Source organism: Curtobacterium sp. Csp1, from assembly GCF_013347185.1.
In genome coordinates this window covers 3,394,051-3,410,927 of record NZ_CP054594.1, presented here as the reverse complement: position 1 = coordinate 3,410,927, position 16,877 = coordinate 3,394,051, and the positions used below count along the sequence as shown (strand labels likewise).

Annotated in this window: 13 protein-coding genes and 1 other RNA gene; 4 read left to right on the top strand and 10 right to left on the bottom strand. The window is 70.8% G+C overall.

Annotated features, from left to right (window positions below; translation table 11 throughout):
- Both HUN58_RS20625 and HUN58_RS16385 read right to left on the bottom strand, forming a co-directional pair.
- The coding region (locus HUN58_RS20625) for a helix-turn-helix domain-containing protein (RefSeq protein WP_254631526.1) at positions 1-331 on the bottom strand (331 nt) is incomplete at its 3' end.
- Positions 332-474: 143 nt separating this feature from the next.
- Positions 475-945: an RDD family protein gene (locus HUN58_RS16385; protein WP_058741322.1), complete on the bottom strand. Its 471-nt coding sequence runs from the start codon at positions 943-945 to the stop codon at positions 475-477.
- A 144-nt stretch (positions 946-1,089) separates the two neighbouring features.
- Here HUN58_RS16385 and glnA point away from each other — a divergent pair, with 144 nt between their 5' ends.
- Positions 1,090-2,514 carry a type I glutamate--ammonia ligase gene (glnA, locus tag HUN58_RS16380; protein WP_180225208.1) on the top strand — a complete coding sequence of 475 codons (1,425 nt, stop codon included), beginning with the start codon at positions 1,090-1,092 and terminating at the stop codon, positions 2,512-2,514.
- Between the two features lie 381 nt (positions 2,515-2,895).
- On the opposite strand, the gene HUN58_RS16375 is transcribed toward glnA, so the two are convergent.
- The 6 genes from HUN58_RS16375 to HUN58_RS16350 all read right to left on the bottom strand — a co-directional run bounded on the left by HUN58_RS16375 (position 2,896) and on the right by HUN58_RS16350 (position 12,509).
- Complete coding sequence (locus tag HUN58_RS16375) at positions 2,896-4,326, bottom strand: UDP-glucose/GDP-mannose dehydrogenase family protein (protein WP_058741324.1); 1,431 nt, start codon at positions 4,324-4,326, stop codon at positions 2,896-2,898.
- Positions 4,323-5,834, bottom strand: coding sequence for a glycoside hydrolase family 26 protein (locus tag HUN58_RS16370; protein ID WP_180225207.1), 1,512 nt, complete (start codon positions 5,832-5,834; stop codon positions 4,323-4,325). Before HUN58_RS16370 ends, HUN58_RS16375 begins: the two co-directional genes overlap by 4 nt.
- Positions 5,827-7,446, bottom strand: coding sequence for a glycosyltransferase family 2 protein (locus HUN58_RS16365; protein WP_180225206.1), 1,620 nt, complete (start codon positions 7,444-7,446; stop codon positions 5,827-5,829). Before HUN58_RS16365 ends, HUN58_RS16370 begins: the two co-directional genes overlap by 8 nt.
- A 515-nt stretch (positions 7,447-7,961) precedes the next feature.
- Positions 7,962-10,934 carry a bifunctional [glutamine synthetase] adenylyltransferase/[glutamine synthetase]-adenylyl-L-tyrosine phosphorylase gene (locus HUN58_RS16360; RefSeq protein ID WP_180225205.1) on the bottom strand — a complete coding sequence of 991 codons (2,973 nt, stop codon included), beginning with the start codon at positions 10,932-10,934 and terminating at the stop codon, positions 7,962-7,964.
- Between the two features lie 21 nt (positions 10,935-10,955).
- Entirely contained in the window at positions 10,956-12,293 is a 1,338-nt protein-coding gene (locus HUN58_RS16355; protein WP_058741328.1) for a glutamine synthetase family protein, read from the bottom strand.
- Positions 12,294-12,329: 36 nt separating this feature from the next.
- Positions 12,330-12,509, bottom strand: coding sequence for an SPOR domain-containing protein (locus tag HUN58_RS16350; protein WP_114850897.1), 180 nt, complete (start codon positions 12,507-12,509; stop codon positions 12,330-12,332).
- Positions 12,510-12,967: 458 nt separating this feature from the next.
- On the opposite strand from HUN58_RS16350, the gene map reads away from it, so the two are divergent.
- The 3 genes from map (at position 12,968) to rnpB (ending at position 15,125) form a co-directional block, all read left to right on the top strand.
- Positions 12,968-13,831, top strand: a complete 864-nt coding sequence (gene map / locus HUN58_RS16345) for a type I methionyl aminopeptidase (protein WP_180225204.1) — start codon at positions 12,968-12,970, stop codon at positions 13,829-13,831.
- 14 nt (positions 13,832-13,845) lie between these two features.
- The gene (gene ppgK / locus HUN58_RS16340) at positions 13,846-14,601 is read left to right on the top strand and encodes a polyphosphate--glucose phosphotransferase (protein ID WP_114850898.1); all 756 of its coding nucleotides are present in this window, start codon (positions 13,846-13,848) and stop codon (positions 14,599-14,601) included.
- A gap of 167 nt (positions 14,602-14,768) precedes the next feature.
- Positions 14,769-15,125: RNase P RNA component class A (rnpB, locus tag HUN58_RS16335), an RNA gene on the top strand.
- Between the two features lie 100 nt (positions 15,126-15,225).
- Here rnpB and HUN58_RS16330 read toward each other — a convergent pair.
- Positions 15,226-15,960: a zinc ribbon domain-containing protein gene (locus tag HUN58_RS16330; protein WP_180225203.1), complete on the bottom strand. Its 735-nt coding sequence runs from the start codon at positions 15,958-15,960 to the stop codon at positions 15,226-15,228.
- Positions 15,957-16,820, bottom strand: coding sequence for a Nif3-like dinuclear metal center hexameric protein (locus tag HUN58_RS16325; protein WP_180225202.1), 864 nt, complete (start codon positions 16,818-16,820; stop codon positions 15,957-15,959). Before HUN58_RS16325 ends, HUN58_RS16330 begins: the two co-directional genes overlap by 4 nt.
- Between the last annotated feature and the right edge of the window lie 57 nt (positions 16,821-16,877).

Sequence of the window (16,877 nt, the reverse complement as noted above, 5' to 3'; positions counted from 1 at the left end):
GTTGCGCGATACGAGCGTCGTAGGGACGGCCACCGGAACGGCCCCGCTGGATCTCACGCGAGATCGTCGACGGAGCCCGCCCCAGCATCTTCGCGATTGCACGAATCGACGTTCCCTGCCGCAATGCGGCAGTGATCATCATCCGTTCCCACGGCGACAAGAACCGTGAGGAAACATCCCGCAGCAAATACGCCGGCACCATGCCCCCACGCTGCCGCATCCACGTCCGCCCCTGCGACTGACCGGCCCCGATCAACTCTGCAGCGATCACCGTCGACGCACCCGACCGGATCGCCGACCAGAACACCTGCTGCTGCTCGCGAAGAAACACCCCACGCCACCACCTCGAACTCAAGGTGTTGCAACCACCCCCTGACGCCAAGCCGGGGAATGCGACGTCTTCTGCTCCATCGTCGCTTCGGAACCGTGCCCGTCCCGGAGCCGCGCCCGTGCCGGAACCGCGCCTGCCGCGTGTCAGCGCCGGACGAGCACCGTCCCCGCGATGCGGTCGTGCGCACCCCGGCTGTCCCGGTCGATGATGAGCGCCGGCACCACGATGCACAGCAGCAGCGTCCGGACCACCGGGCGCCACACACCCACGTACCCGCCGCGGATCGGCACGACCCGCAGCCCGACGCACAGGTGCCCGAACGACCCCGAGAACGTGCAGATGAACAGCACCTGCAGGACCGCGAAGATGGCGAGCTGGATCCAGGTGTGCGTGATGTCCCCGGACCCTGCGACCGGCGACCAGACACCGGTCACGAACGCCACGAGGTCCGCGAGCACACCGTCGATGAGCAGCGCGACGATGCGTCGGCCGATGCGACCGACGCTCCGCGGGCCCTCCTCCGGGAGACCGAGGTCCTTCCCGGGCCACCCGTCCGGGTGCGCGCCACCGGGGTTCGCGGCGGCGGCGGAGGGCGGAGTGGTGCTGGGAGCCATGCCTCCAGCGTAGGCGACCCCCGGGACGTAACACGCGCGAAACAATGCAGTCATGTCCGGGAAACTCGGTGTCAATAGCCTCGTCGGAGGGTGCACCCGGTGGCACTCGAAGACATCCCCCATACCCCCAGGAGATCGACACACATGTTCAGCGATTCCTCCGAGGTGCTCGCCTTCATCAAGGACACGGACGTCAAGTTCCTCGACATCCGGTTCACGGACCTGCCCGGTGTCCAGCAGCACTTCAACATCCCGGCGTCGACGGTCGACGAGGACTTCTTCTCCGTCGGCCAGCTCTTCGATGGTTCGTCGATCCGCGGCTTCGCGTCGATCCACGAGTCGGACATGCAGCTCATCCCGGACGTGACGACGGCGTACATCGACCAGTTCCGCGCCGAGCGCACGCTGATCATGATCTTCGACATCTACAACCCGCGGAACGGCGAGATCTACGGCCGTGACCCGCGCCAGGTCGCCAAGAAGGCCGAGAAGTACCTCGCCTCGACCGGCATCGCGGACACCGCGTTCTTCGCCCCCGAGGCCGAGTTCTACATCTTCGACGACGTCCGCTACTCGGTCACCCAGAACAAGTCGTTCTACTCGGTGGACTCCGAGGAAGGCGCCTGGAACACCGGCCGCGAGGAAGAGGGCGGCAACCTCGCCAACAAGACCCCGTACAAGGGCGGCTACTTCCCGGTCTCCCCGGTCGACAAGACCGCTGACCTGCGCGACGACATCACGCTCAAGCTGATCGAGGCGGGCTTCGAGCTCGAGCGCTCGCACCACGAGGTGGGCACCGGCGGTCAGCAGGAGATCAACTACAAGTTCGACACGATGGTCCACGCCGCGGACGACATCCTGAAGTTCAAGTACATCGTCAAGAACACGGCCGACCAGTGGGGCAAGGTCGCCACGTTCATGCCGAAGCCGCTCTTCGGCGACAACGGTTCGGGCATGCACACCCACCAGTCGCTCTGGAACGACGGCAAGCCGCTGTTCTACGACGAGAACGGCTACGGCGGCCTCTCCGACCTCGCGCGCTGGTACATCGGTGGCATCCTCAAGCACGCCCCGGCGCTGCTCGCGTTCACCAACCCCTCGATCAACTCGTACCACCGCCTGGTGAAGGGCTTCGAGGCCCCGGTCAACCTGGTCTTCTCGGCCGGCAACCGCTCCGCCGCGATCCGCATCCCGATCACGGGCACGAACCCGAAGGCCAAGCGCATCGAGTTCCGCGCGCCGGACGCCTCGGGCAACCCGTACCTCGCCTTCGCCGCGCAGCTGATGGCGGGCCTCGACGGCATCCAGAACCGCATCGAGCCGCACGAGCCGGTCGACAAGGACCTCTACGAGCTCCCCCCGGAGGAGGCCAAGGGCATCCCGCAGGTGCCGGGCTCCCTCGACGAGGCGCTCGAGGCGCTCGAGGCGGACCACGAGTTCCTCACGAAGGGCAACGTCTTCACCGAGGACCTCATCCAGACGTGGATCGACTACAAGCGCGAGAACGAGATCCTCCCGCTCGCGCAGCGTCCGCACCCGTTCGAGTACGAGCTGTACTTCGGCGTCTGATCCGCAGGTCCAAGGGCCCCGCACCGAGACTCGGTGCGGGGCCCTTCTGTGTGCCGGCGCTTACCGTCCGGCAGGTGGTACACGGAGGCGACCCAGCCTGGAGGCGCGGGGCGGCCTGGCGGACGCACGCCGCGCCTCCAGGCCGGTCGCCATGTGCGTTCCTGCCCATAGCACCCGTTATGGGATGCCGAATCGCGCATTGCAGGCCGGGAGGAACGACCCACCTTGCGCGGATCGGCCTCCCACGCGCGGAACGGCACCCGACGCGCGGGACGGCACCGCGCGCACCCCGCTCACCCCGCGCACCCCACGCAGACCAGCGCGCACGAAGACGGGGCCCGCGCCGGCCCGGCACGGGCCCCGTCTCGGGGCGGTGGACGCCTAGCGCGCCGTCGCCAGCACGTCGGCGGCACCCGCCGCGGGGCTCACGGGTGCACCCGTGACCGGCGTGGGACGTCCCAGGGAACGGACGGACCACCCCGCCTGGACCCAGTCGGCGACCGGGAGGCAGTTGCGGGCGTCGATGACCGCGCGACGGCCGACGAGCGCGCCGAGGGCGACCGGGTCGGCGCCGGTGATGTCGTCCCACTCCGTCAGGACGAGGACGACGTCGGCACCCTCGACCGCGGCCTCCTTCGACCCGGCGTACGTCAGGGTCGGGAAGGAGCGGCGGGCAGTCTCGTTCGCCTCCGGGTCCCAGAGCGTGACCTGGGCGCCCCGCAGGTGCAGGGCGGCCGCCACGTTGAGTGCCGGCGAGTCGCGGACGTCGTCGGTGAGGGGCTTGAACGCCGCGCCGATGACCGCCACGCGACGGTTGAGGACGGACCCGCCGAGGGAGTCGATCGTCATGTCGATGACCCGCTCGCGCTGGCCCATGTTGATCTCGTCGACCTGCTGCATGAGGCCGACGACCCGGCCGGCACCGAGCTCGTTCGCGCGGTGCATGAGCGCGCGGATGTCCTTCGGCAGGCAGCCGCCACCGAAGCCGAGCCCGGCGTTCAGGAACTTCCGGCCGATGCGGGCGTCGTGGCCGAGGGCGTCCGCGAGCGTCGTCACGTCGGCGCCGGTGATGGCGCACATCTCGGAGATCGCGTTGATGAACGAGATCTTCGTCGCGAGGAACGCGTTGGCGCTGACCTTGACGAGCTCGGCGGTCGCGAGGTCGGTCGTGATGACCGGGGTGCCCTCGGCGATCGGTGCGGCGTAGACCTCGCGGATCACGGCGTCGGCCGCGGCGGAGGCACCACCCCAGACCAGGCGGTCCGGGTGCAGGGTGTCGTCGACGGCCTTGCCCTCGCGGAGGAACTCGGGGTTCCAGATGAGCTCGGCGTCGATCCCGCTGGGTGTGAACTCGCGGACGATGCCGCGCAGACGTTCGGCGGTGCCGACCGGGACGGTCGACTTTCCGACGATGAGCCCCGGGTGGGTGAGGTGCTCGGCGACGCCGCGGGTGGCGCTCTCGACGTAGGACAGGTTGGCGGCGTGCGAGCCGGCCTTCTGCGGGGTGCCGACGCAGACGAAGTGGACGTCGGCGGCGGCTACGGCCTCGGCGATCGAGGCGGTGAAGCGGAGCTTGCCGGTGGCGACGTGCTTCGTGATGAGCTCGGGCAGGCCGGGCTCGTAGAACGGGACCTCGCCGGCGGACAGGGCCGCGAGCTTCGCGGGGTCGACGTCCACGCCGATGGTCTCGAAGCCCATCTCGGCCATGGCGGCCGCGTGGGTCGCGCCGAGGTACCCGGTGCCGATGACGCTGATCACCGGTGCGGGACGGGTGTCGGCGGACGGGGTGCTCGCCTTCTTCGGAGCGGTCACTTGGAGACCTCCTGCAGGTCGTAGTCGATGTCGTTGCGTGCGATGCCCTTGACGAACGTCGCGAGGCTGTCGGCGCGGGAGTCGAGGCGCCAGTCGTTGGTGGTCCTGGTGCCGTCGACGATGGTCGTGGCGACCTGGCTGAAGTACGCGAAGCCGATGATGTCCCGGTTCGCGGGGTCCGCCAGTGCGTCGAACAGCGAGGTGATCCACTGGGACTTCTGGCTGTCGGTCACGGTGCCGCCGGTCTCGGTCGCGCCGATCTCGTTGAGGACGATGCCCTTGCCGGGGGCGATCTTCCGGATCTGCGCGAGCGTGGCACCGAAGGTCGTCTGGAACGTCGGCTGTTCGGTGGCGGTGCGGTAGTAGCCGGACATCCCGACCCAGTCGACGTACTGCGCGCCCGGGTAGTACTGCCGCATGTAGTCGAGCGTCTGGTACTTCGGGTTGCCGAGCTTGTCGATGCGCGAGGGTGACCAGTCCCAGATGACGTAGTCGTTCGCCCCGTTCGCCTGGAAGACGTTCCAGACGTGCTGCCACATCGCGACGTAGGAGCCGGCGGCGTTCTGCTGCTTCGTCCCCTCGGACCAGTTGTACCAGGAGCCGTTCATCTCGTGGTCGAGCCGGATGACGAGCGGCATCCCGTTCGCCTTGAGGTCCTGCGCGTACTTCGTCAGGTAGGCGTCGAACTTGCCGGAGACGATGTCCTGGTTCGTGTAGCCCGGCACGAAGGCCTGGTCGTTGCCGGTCTTCGCGGGGACGGTCTCCCACGTCATCATGGGCAGGCGGCCGTTCGCCCACGAGCGCTGGACCGCGGTCTGGTTGAAGTCCTGGTCGAAGCCCTGGAAGAACCCGACCATGTTCGTGGCCTTGCCGACCTCCTGCGAGACGCGGTCGTACTCGGACCAGTTGAACGGCGCCTGCGTCGTGTACAGCCCGTACCACCGGGACTGCTGCGCGAGCACCTGCGCCTTGGACGGGGTGCTGATCGGCTCGGTCGTCACCGGGTCCTTCGAGGGACCGGTGTTCGGTGCGGCGGCGTTCCCGCCGTGTGCGCCGTCAGAGCCGGAGCCGGAGCCACCGGACCCGGAGCCGGACCCGCCCTTCTCGGCCGCAGCGGCAGCTGCAGCGGACCCGGCAGCGGCGCTCTTCGCAGCACCGAGCTCGGACTGCAGCGAGGCGATCTGCTGCTTGAGCTTCGCGATCTCCTCGGCGCGGGAGCCGGCCTGGGCGCTGGACGAGTCGAGCTTGCCCTGGAGCGCCCAGACCTGCTTCTGCGCTGCCGTGAGCTTCGTCTGCAGCTCGGTCGCGGAGACCTTCTTCGCGGCGGGCGGCGTGACACCGAGCGCCTCGCTGACGGCGGTGGAGACCGGACCGGAGGGCGACACCCACACGGTCCAGGTGATGAGACCGAGGACGAGGACGATCGCGGTCGTCCCGATCGCGGTGCGACGGGCGTGCTTGCTGGACTGGGCCCACCACGTGCTGGTGGATCGGATGAGGTCAGACAATGAGGAACGCCTCCAGGGCGAAGATCGCGAACCCGATGCAGTACGGGATCGCCGCGTAGGGGTTGTAGCGACGGGTCTTCGTCGGGGTGGGTCGGGCGGCGGACGACGCAGCACCGGCCGGGGCAGCGGCGGCGGCAGCCAAGCGCCGGGTCGTCAGGACGGTCGCGGTCGACCCGGTGGCGGTGCCCGGGAGTGTTCCGGACCCCGTGGCACCGGACGCCGTCTCCGTGCCGAAGATCTCGTCGAAGGCTCGGTCGGCCGCGGCCTGGTCGGGGTCGACGGCCGCCGGCAGGGCCGCGTCCACGGGGCTCACCGGAGCAGAGCCGAGCGCGCCCTGGGGCTGCGCCGGGTCCTCCTCCATCGGCCCGCCGGCGTAGGCACCGGCCCGGGTCCCCCAGCCGGACGCGTGCGCCAGGCGGAAGAAGCCGATGAGCCGGATCGGCATGAGGAAGAACGTCGACACGATGATGAACATCGGCAGGCGGAAGAAGTCACTCGGCTTCTCGGCGAGGTGGCGCATCTGCCGGATCGCCATGCTCAACACGCTCGACACGACCATCAGGCCGGCGACGTAGAGGAAGCCCGTCGAGAAGCCGTACTGCTGCAGGATGCCCTGGTACAGGTTCTCGCCCTGCCCGGTCAGCCCGCGGTAGATCCAGCCGGCGATGACGCCGAACAGCATGAACGGCAGGATGATGTCGGTCAGGAAGAAGACCGCAAGGATCGGCGCGTGGCCGAGCATCCACGGCAGCATCCGCAGCGTGTTGTACTGCGAGCCGCGGGCCCAGCGGAGCTGCTGCTTGAAGAGCTTCTTCACCTGCAGCGGGGCGTCCGTGTACACGAGCGACGTGTACTGGTAGACGGTCCGGAAGCCCTCCTTGAGCGTCAGGTTCGTCAGCGTCCGGTCGTCGGACACCTCGAGGAACACGCCCATGAACTTCTCGTGCATGAACCGGTCCATGACCCGGACGAGGATGCTCCGGCGGAACGCGATGGTCCGTCCGGGCAGGCAGCCGATCTGGCCGAGGACGCTCTGCGCGGGCATCGAGTACAGCGCGCGGGAGTTCTCGAGCCAGTCCGCCCAGCGGGTGATCCACGAGCGCGTCGGTTCGAGGATGCGCTGGCGGGTGGTCACGCCACCGACCGAGTCGTCGGCGAAGGGCTTGAGGAGCTCCTCGAGCGTGCCGTCGGTCCAGACGGTGTCGGAGTCGACGAGCACGGTGATGTCGCCGGTGGACATCTCGGTGCCGACCTTGACCGCGTTGCGCTTGCCCGGGATGGGCGTGTGGGTCCAGCGGACGAGTGGGGCGAACTCGTCGCAGACCGCCTCGAGCGCGGCGTTCCGGGCGCCGTTGATCACGACGATGATCTCGCCGGGGCGCTGCTCGACCATGCGGCCGATCACGTCACGGAACAGGTCGATCGGCTCGTCCACCACGGGGACGACCACGCTGGTCGTGCCGGTGAAGGTGCCGGTGTAGGGGCGGTAGCGGGCGGACAGGACGACCTTGAGCAACCAGAGCAACCAGATCACCGCGGAGTACACGGCGAACAGGTAGAACTCGGGATGCCCTTCGACCATCTGCCGGATCTGCAGAATGAAGGTGAACATCGATCCCTGCTTCAACGTTCGAGGTGGGGATTCCGCTCCATCGAGGAACCTTGGGCCGGTTCGGGTGACCTCATTGAGACAGAACCTGGACGTCCTCGCAACGCGTCCCCCGTCCGGGGGCATTTCCGGCAGGTTACGGGGTACATGAATGTCCTCCTCTTGAGGTCGCACCCGTGTCCGCACTGCTGCTGACAGCAACAGGGTGGACCGGTCCACGCGGGCGGCACGTCACGACGTGGTCGCCAGACGACCGGGAGGCACGGTGCACCTCGACGAAGAACCCCCGGTCAGCAGGTGGTCACCCCTGTTCGGGGGTATCCGCGGGAACGTTCCCCGACACGGTCCGGACGACCCTGGTCACGGTGCGGTCACGATCCCCCCTGCGGGAGCTGACGGGGTACACCGCGGGCAACGACGGGGGACGTCGCGCGACATCGCGAATTCACTTTCGACGACACGTCACCTTGCGCCGAAACGTGTCGGCCCGGGCGTGTCGCGGTCGGTGCGACGCCGTGTCAGGCGCCGTAGAACTCGCGCTCGAAGACCTGGCGGGCCCGCCGGGTGACCCCGAGGTAGTCGTCCTCGAGCTGCGACGCCGAACCCGGCGGGTACTCCATGAGCCGCGCGACGCCCTCGAGCTGCACCCGGTCGACGGGCAGCACGTCGGTCGTCTTCCCCGACCAGAGCACCAGCGCGCTGCGGGTCCGCGACGCGAAGCGCCAGGCGGCCCCGAGGCGCTCGGCGTCCTCCGGCCCGATGAACCCGGCGTCCGTCGCGGCGGCCAGGGCCTCGAGCGTCGAGGTCGTCCGGAGCCCCGGGACGTCGGTCGCGTGCTGCAGCTGGAGGAGCTGCACGAACCACTCGACGTCACTGAGCGACCCGCGTCCGAGCTTGAGGTGGCGGGCCGGGTCCGCGCCCCGGGGCAGCCGCTCCGACTCCACGCGGGCCTTGATGCGGCGGACCTCGCGGACCTCGCGCTCGTCGATGCGCTGCGGGTAGCGAGTGCGGTCCGCGAGGTGCTCGAAGTCGCGGAGGAGCGCCGTGTCCCCCACGGATCCCCGGGCGCGGAGGAGCGCCTGGGCCTCCCACGTGAGCGACCAGCGGGCGTAGTAGGCGCCGTACGAGTCGAGCGTCCGGACGACCGGCCCGTTCTTGCCCTCCGGGCGCAGGTCGATGTCCAGGTCGAACGGGTGGATCGCGTCGTCGGTGAGTCGTGCGACCTCGCGCACGATCGCCTGCGCCGCGCGCGATGCCTGCTCGCTCGGCAGCGACTCGGGTGCCCGGTGGACGTAGAGCACGTCGGCGTCCGAGCCGAAGCCGAGCTCCCGGCCGCCGAAGCGACCCATCGCGATGATCCCGAACTCGAGCCCGTCGGGGGCGTCCCGGCGCGCCAGGGTCAGGGCGCCGGCGAGCGTGGCCTCGGTGACGTCGGTCAGCGCGGGTCCGAGGGCGTCGACGTCGAGGTGCCCGAGCACGGCGGCCATGCCGAGGCGCAGGGTCTCACGGCGGCGGGCGGAGCGGACGAGCGCCGCGGCACCGTCCACGTCGTCCCCGTGCCGGGCGGTCGTCGCGGTGACCTCGGCGAGCAGCGACTCGAGCGGCCGCGGGCGCAGGAGCGCCTCGGGTTCGTCGAGCCAGGCCACGGCCTCCGGGAAGCGTTCGAGCAGCCCGGCCAGGAACGCCGACTCGGACAGCACGGTCGTCAGGGAGTGTGCGGCGCCGGACGAGTCCCGGAGCATCCGGAGGAACCAGCTCGACTCCCCCAGGGTGTCGCTGAGCCGGCGGAAGGCCAGCAGCGCCCGGTCCGGTGCCGGACCCTCGGCCATCCAACGGAGGAGCACCGGGAGCAGGTTGCGCTGGATCGTGGCGCGCCGGCTCGTGCCCTGGGTGAGCGCGCGGATGTGCCCGAGCGCGCCGGCGGGGTCCGCGAACCCGATCGCCCCGAGCCGGTCGGCCGCCTGGTCGCTCGTCAGCACGATCTCGCCGTCGGTCGCGGCCACGGCGGACAGCAGCGGTCGGTAGAACAACCGCTCGTGCAGCCCGCGCACCTCGAGCTTGACGCCGCGCCAGCGCTGCTCGAGCGCGGCGGCCGAGGTCGCGAGGCCCGTCGACCGGGCGAGGACACGCAACTCCTCCTCGTCGCTCGGCATGAGGTGCGTGCGCTGGAGCCGCCGGAGCTGGATGCGGTGCTCGAGGAGCCGCAGCAGGGCGTAGTCGGGACCGAAGCGCGCGGCCTCGGGACGACCGACGTACCCGGAGGCCGTCAGGGCGTCCATCGCCTCGAGCGTCGAGCGCACCCGCACGCTCTCGTCGTCCCGCCCGTGCACGAGCTGCAGCAGCTGCACGGTGAACTCGACGTCGCGCAGGCCGCCGGGCCCGAGCTTCAGCTGCCGGTCGACCTCGGCGTCCGGGATGTGCTCGGTGACCCGCTCACGCATCCGCTGCACGGACTCGACGAACCCCGGTCGGCCGGCCGAGCTCCAGACGAACGGGGCGACGGCGGCGGCGTACCGCGCACCGAGGTCCCGGCTGCCCGCGATCGGCCGGGCCTTGAGGAGCGCCTGGAACTCCCACCCCTTCGCCCAGCGCTCGTAGTACGCCACGTGCGAGTCGAGCGTCCGGACGAGCGCGCCGTCCTTGCCCTCCGGGCGCAGGTTGGCGTCGACCTCCCACAGGGCCGGCTCGGCCGCGAGGTCGGTGATCGCGTGCGTCGCCGCGATCGCCAGCCGAGTCGCGATGAGCACCGCGCGGTCTGTCCCGACGCCGGTGTCCGCGTCGTCGTCGCGCGTGGGTTCGGTGACGAAGATGACGTCGACGTCGCTGACGTAGTTGAGCTCGCGCGCACCGGCCTTGCCCATCGCGATGACGGCGAGCGGGGTCGCGGCGACGTCGGCCGCGGGGAACGGGACCTCGCGCCGGGCGACGTCGACCGCCGTATGCAGTGCGGCACCGGCCAGGTCCGCGAGTCCCGCCGCGACCGCCGGGAACGCCTCGGTCGGTGCAGGGTGCAGCACGTCGAAGAGCGCGATCTGGGCCAGGTGTCGGCGGTACCGGACGCGCAGCCGGAGTCGGGCGTCCTCCCCGATCGTGCCGTCGACGGCCTCGGCGAGGGACGCCTCGTACGCCTCCTGCGTCCACGGCGCCGTCACCGGGTCGAGCAGCAGCGCGGTCTCGGCCGGACGACGGAGCAGGAACTCCCCCAAGCCGACCGAGGCACCGAGGAGCCGGACCAGGCGCTCGGTCGCGGCCTCGTCGGCCAGGACCGGCCGGACCTGGTCCGGGGCACGCTCGAGCAGCCGCTCGAGCGCGCGCAGCGCGCCGTCCGGGTCGGCCGTCGACTCCCACAGGGCCGGGGCGTCGCTGACCGGCACCCGCACGTCAGGGCCGAACCGTGCCTCCAGGCCGGCGATCCGTTCCAGGCTCTCCGACAGCTCCGCGAAGCCCAACCGGGCCATCTCGGAACGGGACGTCCTCGTCCGACCGGTCATGTGGTGCTCCGGGTCGGGCTGCTAGAGCGCGCCGAGGTTGGTGTCGAGCTCGAAGGGCGTGACCTGGTCGCGGTACGCCTTCCACTCCTGGCGCTTGTTGAGCAGGACGTAGTTGAAGACCTGCTCGCCGAGCGTCTCCGCCACGAGCTCGGAGTCCTCCATGAGGCCGAGGGCGTGGTCGAGGCTCGCCGGGAGCTGCTTGTAGCCCAGGGCGCGGCGCTCGGCGTCGGACAGGCTCCAGACGTTGTCCTCGGCCTCCGGCGGGAGTTCGTAGCCCTCGTCGATGCCCTTGAGCCCGGCCGCGAGGAGCAGCGAGTACGCCAGGTACGGGTTCGCGGCGGAGTCGATGCCGCGGTACTCGACCCGGGCGGACTGGCCCTTGTTCGGCTTGTAGAGCGGCACGCGGAGCAGCGCCGACCGGTTGTTGTGGCCCCAGGTGACGAACGAGGGGGCCTCGTCGCCGCCCCAGAGGCGCTTGTACGAGTTCACGAACTGGTTCGTGACCGCGGTGATCTCCGGCGCGTGGCGGAGGACGCCCGCGATGAAGTGCTTCGCGGTCTGCGAGAGCTGGTACTCGCCGCCCGCTTCGTAGAACGCGTTCTGGTCGCCCTCGAACAGCGACACGTGCGTGTGCATGCCGGAGCCGGGCTGCCCGGAGATCGGCTTCGGCATGAACGTCGCGTAGACGCCCTGCTCGATCGCCACCTCCTTCACGACGGTGCGGAACGTCATGATGTTGTCCGCCATCGTCAGGGCGTCGGCGTACCGGAGGTCGATCTCGTTCTGACCGGGGCCGGCCTCGTGGTGGCTGAACTCGACCGAGATGCCGAGGTCCTCGAGCATCCGGACGGACCGGCGGCGGAAGTCGTGCGCGCTGCCGCCGGGGACGTTGTCGAAGTAGCCGGCGCGGTCGACGGGCTGCGGGCCGCCGTCCTTCCAGTCACGGCTCTTCAGCAGGTAGAACTCGATCTCGGGGTGCGTGTAGAACGTGAAGCCGCGGTCGCTCGCCTTCGCCAGCGTGCGCTTGAGCACGTTGCGGGGGTCGGCGACGGCGGGCTGCCCGTCGGGCGTCGTGATGTCGCAGAACATCCGCGCGGTCGGGTCGATCTCTCCTCGCCACGGCAGGATCTGGAACGTCGAGGGGTCCGGGTGCGCGAGCACGTCGGCCTCGTACGAGCGGGTCAGGCCCTCGATCGCGGAGCCGTCGAACCCGATGCCCTCGGCGAAGGCGCCCTCGACCTCGGCCGGGGCGATCGCCACCGACTTCAGCGTCCCGATGACGTCCGTGAACCAGAGTCGGATGAACTTGATGCCGCGCTCCTCGATGGTGCGGAGCACGAAGTCCGTCTGCTTGTCCATTGACGCCCTTTCCGTGGAGCAGTTGGGATGCTCAGCCTATTGGTCTTCGTCGTCCCAACGCTCGTTGTTCGCCTCGATGCGGTCGAGGGCGTGTTGCGCCTCCTCGCGCGTCTCGAACGGGCCGATGCGGTCGCGCTGCGGGGACTGCGGGCCCTGCTCGACCGCGTGCGTCTTCTCGTTGAACCACCACTGGGACTCGATGCGTTCGTCGCTCATGGCGCCACCGTACCCACGCGCGGCCCGGGTGGGCCGGGCGCGGCGGCGCGCGGCTGCGCGGCCGCGCGGCGCGGCTGCGCATGGCCTGGGGGGTTTCGGGCTGAGCGACACCTCACGCCGTCTGCGCGACGTGAGGTGTCGCTGCGCCCGTGAGGTCGGTGCCGCTCCGGCAGATCGGAGCGGCACCGCCGCGCCCCGCACCCATGGCGACCACCTGGAGGCCCGGTGCCGGCCGGCCGGACCGGCACCGGGCCTCCAGGCGGTCGCTTCCCGACCACGCCGGTCGGGACGGCCCCGCGCGCTCGGGTGCGCGTCCCGAGACGCGCGCTGGCGGACGGGACTCGCCTCCTGGAGCGCGAGTCCCGTCCCCCAGCGCGAGTCTCACCCGGTCGCGCGGCAGGCGCGACGGGCGCGACGGGCGCGACGGGGGCGCGCCACGCGCGGATAGAGTGGTCGGCATGCCCCGGGACGCACACGGACACCTGACCCCCGGCCGGATCTCCCCGCAGCGGGCGGTGCCCCGGGAGATCGAGCGCCCCGAGTACGTCGGACGGGCCGAGCCGCACGAGCACGGCCTCGGCGACACGTACACCCCGGACGAGGTCGAGCGCATCCGGGTCGCCGGGCGGATCGCCTCGCAGGCGATCGACGCCGTCGGTGCAGCGATCCGCCCCGGCATCACCACCGACGAACTCGACCGGATCGGCCACGAGTACGTCGTCTCGCACGGTGCGTACCCGTCGACGCTCGGGTACCGCGGGTACCCGAAGTCGCTCTGCTCGAGCCTCAACGAGGTCATCTGCCACGGCATCCCGGACGACACCATGCTGCAGGAGGGCGACCTCGTCAACATCGACGTCACCGCCTACAAGGACGGCATGCACGGCGACACGAACCGCACGTTCATCGTCGGCGAGGGCTCGCAGGAGGTCCGTGACCTCGTCGACCGCACGCGGACCGCGCTCGAACGCGGCATCAAGGCCGTCGCCCCCGGCCGCCGGGTGAACGTGATCGGGCGGGCCATCGAGGCCTACGCGAAGCGCTTCGGCTACGGGGTCGTCCGCGACTACACGGGCCACGGGGTCGGACGCGCGTTCCACTCCGGCCTGATCATCCCGCACTACGACGCGCCCCACTACGACACGGTCATCGAGCCGGGCATGGTCTTCACGATCGAACCGATGCTCACGCTCGGCGGGATCGAGGCGGACATCTGGTCGGACGACTGGACCGTCTCGACGCGCGACAAGTCCTGGACCGCACAGTTCGAACACACCCTCGTCGTCACCGAGCGCGGCGCGGAACTCCTCACCGTCTCCTGAAAGGCACCATCCCCATGACCTCTCTCGCAGTCGGCGTCGACATCGGCGGTACGGGCATCAAGGGCGCGATCGTCGACGTGACGACCGGTGATCTCCAGACCGACCGGATCAAGAAGGCGACCCCTGAGGGCGGCAAGCCCCACGACATCGTCGCCGTGGCCAAGTCCATCCTCGACGAGCTCGCCCCCGGTGCGGACGTGCCGGTGGGGGTCTGCTTCCCGGCGATCGTCCGCGACGGCAAGACCATGTCGGCCGCCAACGTGTCGAAGAAGTGGATCGGGTTCGAGGCCGAGGCCCTCTTCGAGAAGGAGCTCGGCCGCTCCATCCACTTCGTCAACGACGCCGACGCCGCCGGGTTCGCCGAGCAGCAGTTCGGTGCCGCGAAGGGCAAGGAGGGCCTGGTGGTCGTCACGACGCTCGGCACCGGGATCGGCACGGCGCTCATCAACGACGGGGTGCTCATCGTCAACTCCGAGCTCGGGCACCTGGAGATCGACGGGCACGACGCCGAGTCGCGGGCCTCGTTCGCCGCGAAGGAGCGGGACGAGCTGAGCTGGAAGCACTGGGCGAAGCGGCTGCAGAAGTACTACTCGACGCTCGAGGCGCTGCTCTCCCCCGAGCTCTTCGTCGTCGGGGGCGGGGTGTCGAAGCACCACGAGGAGTTCCTCCCCCTGCTCGACCTGCAGGCCGGGATCATCCCCGCGACCCTGCGCAACAACGCGGGCATCATCGGCGCCGCGACCCTGGCCGCACGGTCGCAGCAGCGCTGAGCGCGGGCGCGGACGCGGGTCGCGCGCCGAACGCGCAGGACACGCCGCGCGCGGTGCGCCGAACGGGCGGTACCGGTCGGGGACGGGCGTCGAGCGCGACAGAAGTGGCACGCTCGGCGACCCGGTGCAGGCACCGGCGCGCACGGCCGGTAGACTCGGAGGGCGAACGGGTCGGTGAGACGGTCGCGTCACTCCCCCGGGAGTGCCGAGGAACGTCCGGGCTCCACAGAGCAGGGCGGTGGGTAACACCCACCCGGAGCAATCCGCGAGACAGTGCCACAGAAAGCAGACCGCCGGCGGCGACGTCGGTAAGGGTGAAACGGTGGTGTAAGAGACCACCAGGGGTCCGGGTGACCGGATCCGCTCGGTAAACCTCGCCCGGAGCAAGGTCAGACAGAGGACGACGAGGCTGCTCGCTGAGTCCTCGGGTGGACCGCTGGAGGCCGACGGCAACGTCGGTCCGAGAGAGATGGCCGTCACCTCCGCGAGGAGGGACAGAACCCGGCGTACGGCCGGCCCGTTCGCACACAGACCACACAGGACGTGCGCATGCGCGCACATGACGGACGGGAGGCACGGTGCCAGCTGGCACCGTGCCTCCCGTCCGTCGCGTGGTCGCGCTGGCTACAGGCCGGACTCGGCGGTCCGCACCAGGATCGCGTCGCTGTCCGGGCAGAGCACGACGTCGTCGGGCGCGGCCTGACGGATGGTCTGCAGGTCCGAGTTGGTGAGCGTCACGCCGGACGCCGTGGACACGCCGCCCTGCAGCAGGGAGGCGCCGAAGCCGTAGCGTGCCCGCTGCCGGTCGTACAGGGCGAGCAGGTCGGCGGGGACCTTCGCAGCGACCGCGGCACGGCTCTGCACCGCGGCGTCGCGGTCGGCCTCGACGCGGGCGATCTCGGTGTCGCGCTCGGCGACAAGGGTGGCGCGCGAGGCCTCGACGTCGGCGAGCTGTGCCTCGATGTCGCCGACCCGGGCGCGGTGCACGTCGAGCTGCTCCATCACCTCGAGCTCGGCCGTCTCGAGGTCGCCGATGCGGCGCTGCAGCGACTCCATCTCGCTCTGCAGACCGGCGGCGTCCTTCGCGTTCGAGACGTTCTGCAGCATGGTGGTGTCGCGCGTGATCCGGGCCTGCGCGGTCGCGGTGTCCGACTCGAGCCGGGCGAGGTCGCGCTCGGCGTCCTCGACCCGGCCGGTCGCGGCGGCGAGCTCGGCGCGGAGTCCGGCGGCGGTGGTGCCGAGCTCGGTCAGCCGGTCACCCTTCTGCAGGGCGGTGATGCGGTGCGTCAGGCGCGTGACGTCGTTGTCCAGGCGCTGGAGGTCGAGGAGGACGACCTGGTCCTCGGGTGCTGCCTTCACGGTCGGTCTCCTTCGGGGGCGGGGGTGGTGGGGGCGACCGGGTCGGCCGCGGGCAGGACGGCGAAGTCCCACGGGTCGGTGCGGAGCTCGCTGACGGTGACGCGGACCCCGGCGGCGCGCCGGAGCTGCTCGGCGGCGACGTCGAGCCAGAGCCACTCGGTGGCCCAGTGCGAGGTGTCGACCAGGGCCGGACCGTCGCCGAGCAGTGCCTGTTCGCGGAACTCGGACGCGGGGTGGTGCCGGAGGTCGCTCGTGACGTAGACGTCGGCGGTCCGGACTGCCGGGTTGCCGAGCAGTGAGTCCCCCGCGCCGGCGCAGAGCGCGACGGTGCGCACCGGCCGGTCGAAGTCGCCGGAGACCCGGACACCGGTGGCGGTCGGCGGCAGCAGGTCGACGAGGGCGCGGGCGAGCGCACCGAGGGTCGTCGGCACGGGCAGGGTCCCGACGCGGCCGAGGCCCGTCGCGGGGTCGGCACCGGGTTCGAGCGGACGCTGGTCGACCAGTCCGAGTCGGTCGGCGAGCACCGCCGAGGTGCCGGTCGTCACGACGTCGGCGTTGGTGTGTGCCGCGAGCAGGGCCGTGCCGCCGCGGACGACGGTCGCGAGGACGTTCCCCTTGACGGTCGACTCGTCGATGGTCGTCACGCCGCGCAGGAGCAGGGGGTGGTGCGTGAGGAGCAGGTCGGCGCCGGCCTCGACCGCCTCATGCGCGGTCGCGGGCACGGCGTCGACGGCGAGGTGCACGTGCTCGATCGTCTGGTCGGCGCGGCCGGAGACGAGTCCGACGCTGTCCCAGGACTCCGCTCCCGCGGCGGGCCACAGGTCCTCGATCACGGCCTGGAGTTCGCGGAGCGTCGGCATCCCGTCAGTCTACCGAGCGCGCTGGCGGCCGAGCGCCGGGACCCGGGCAGGCACGGG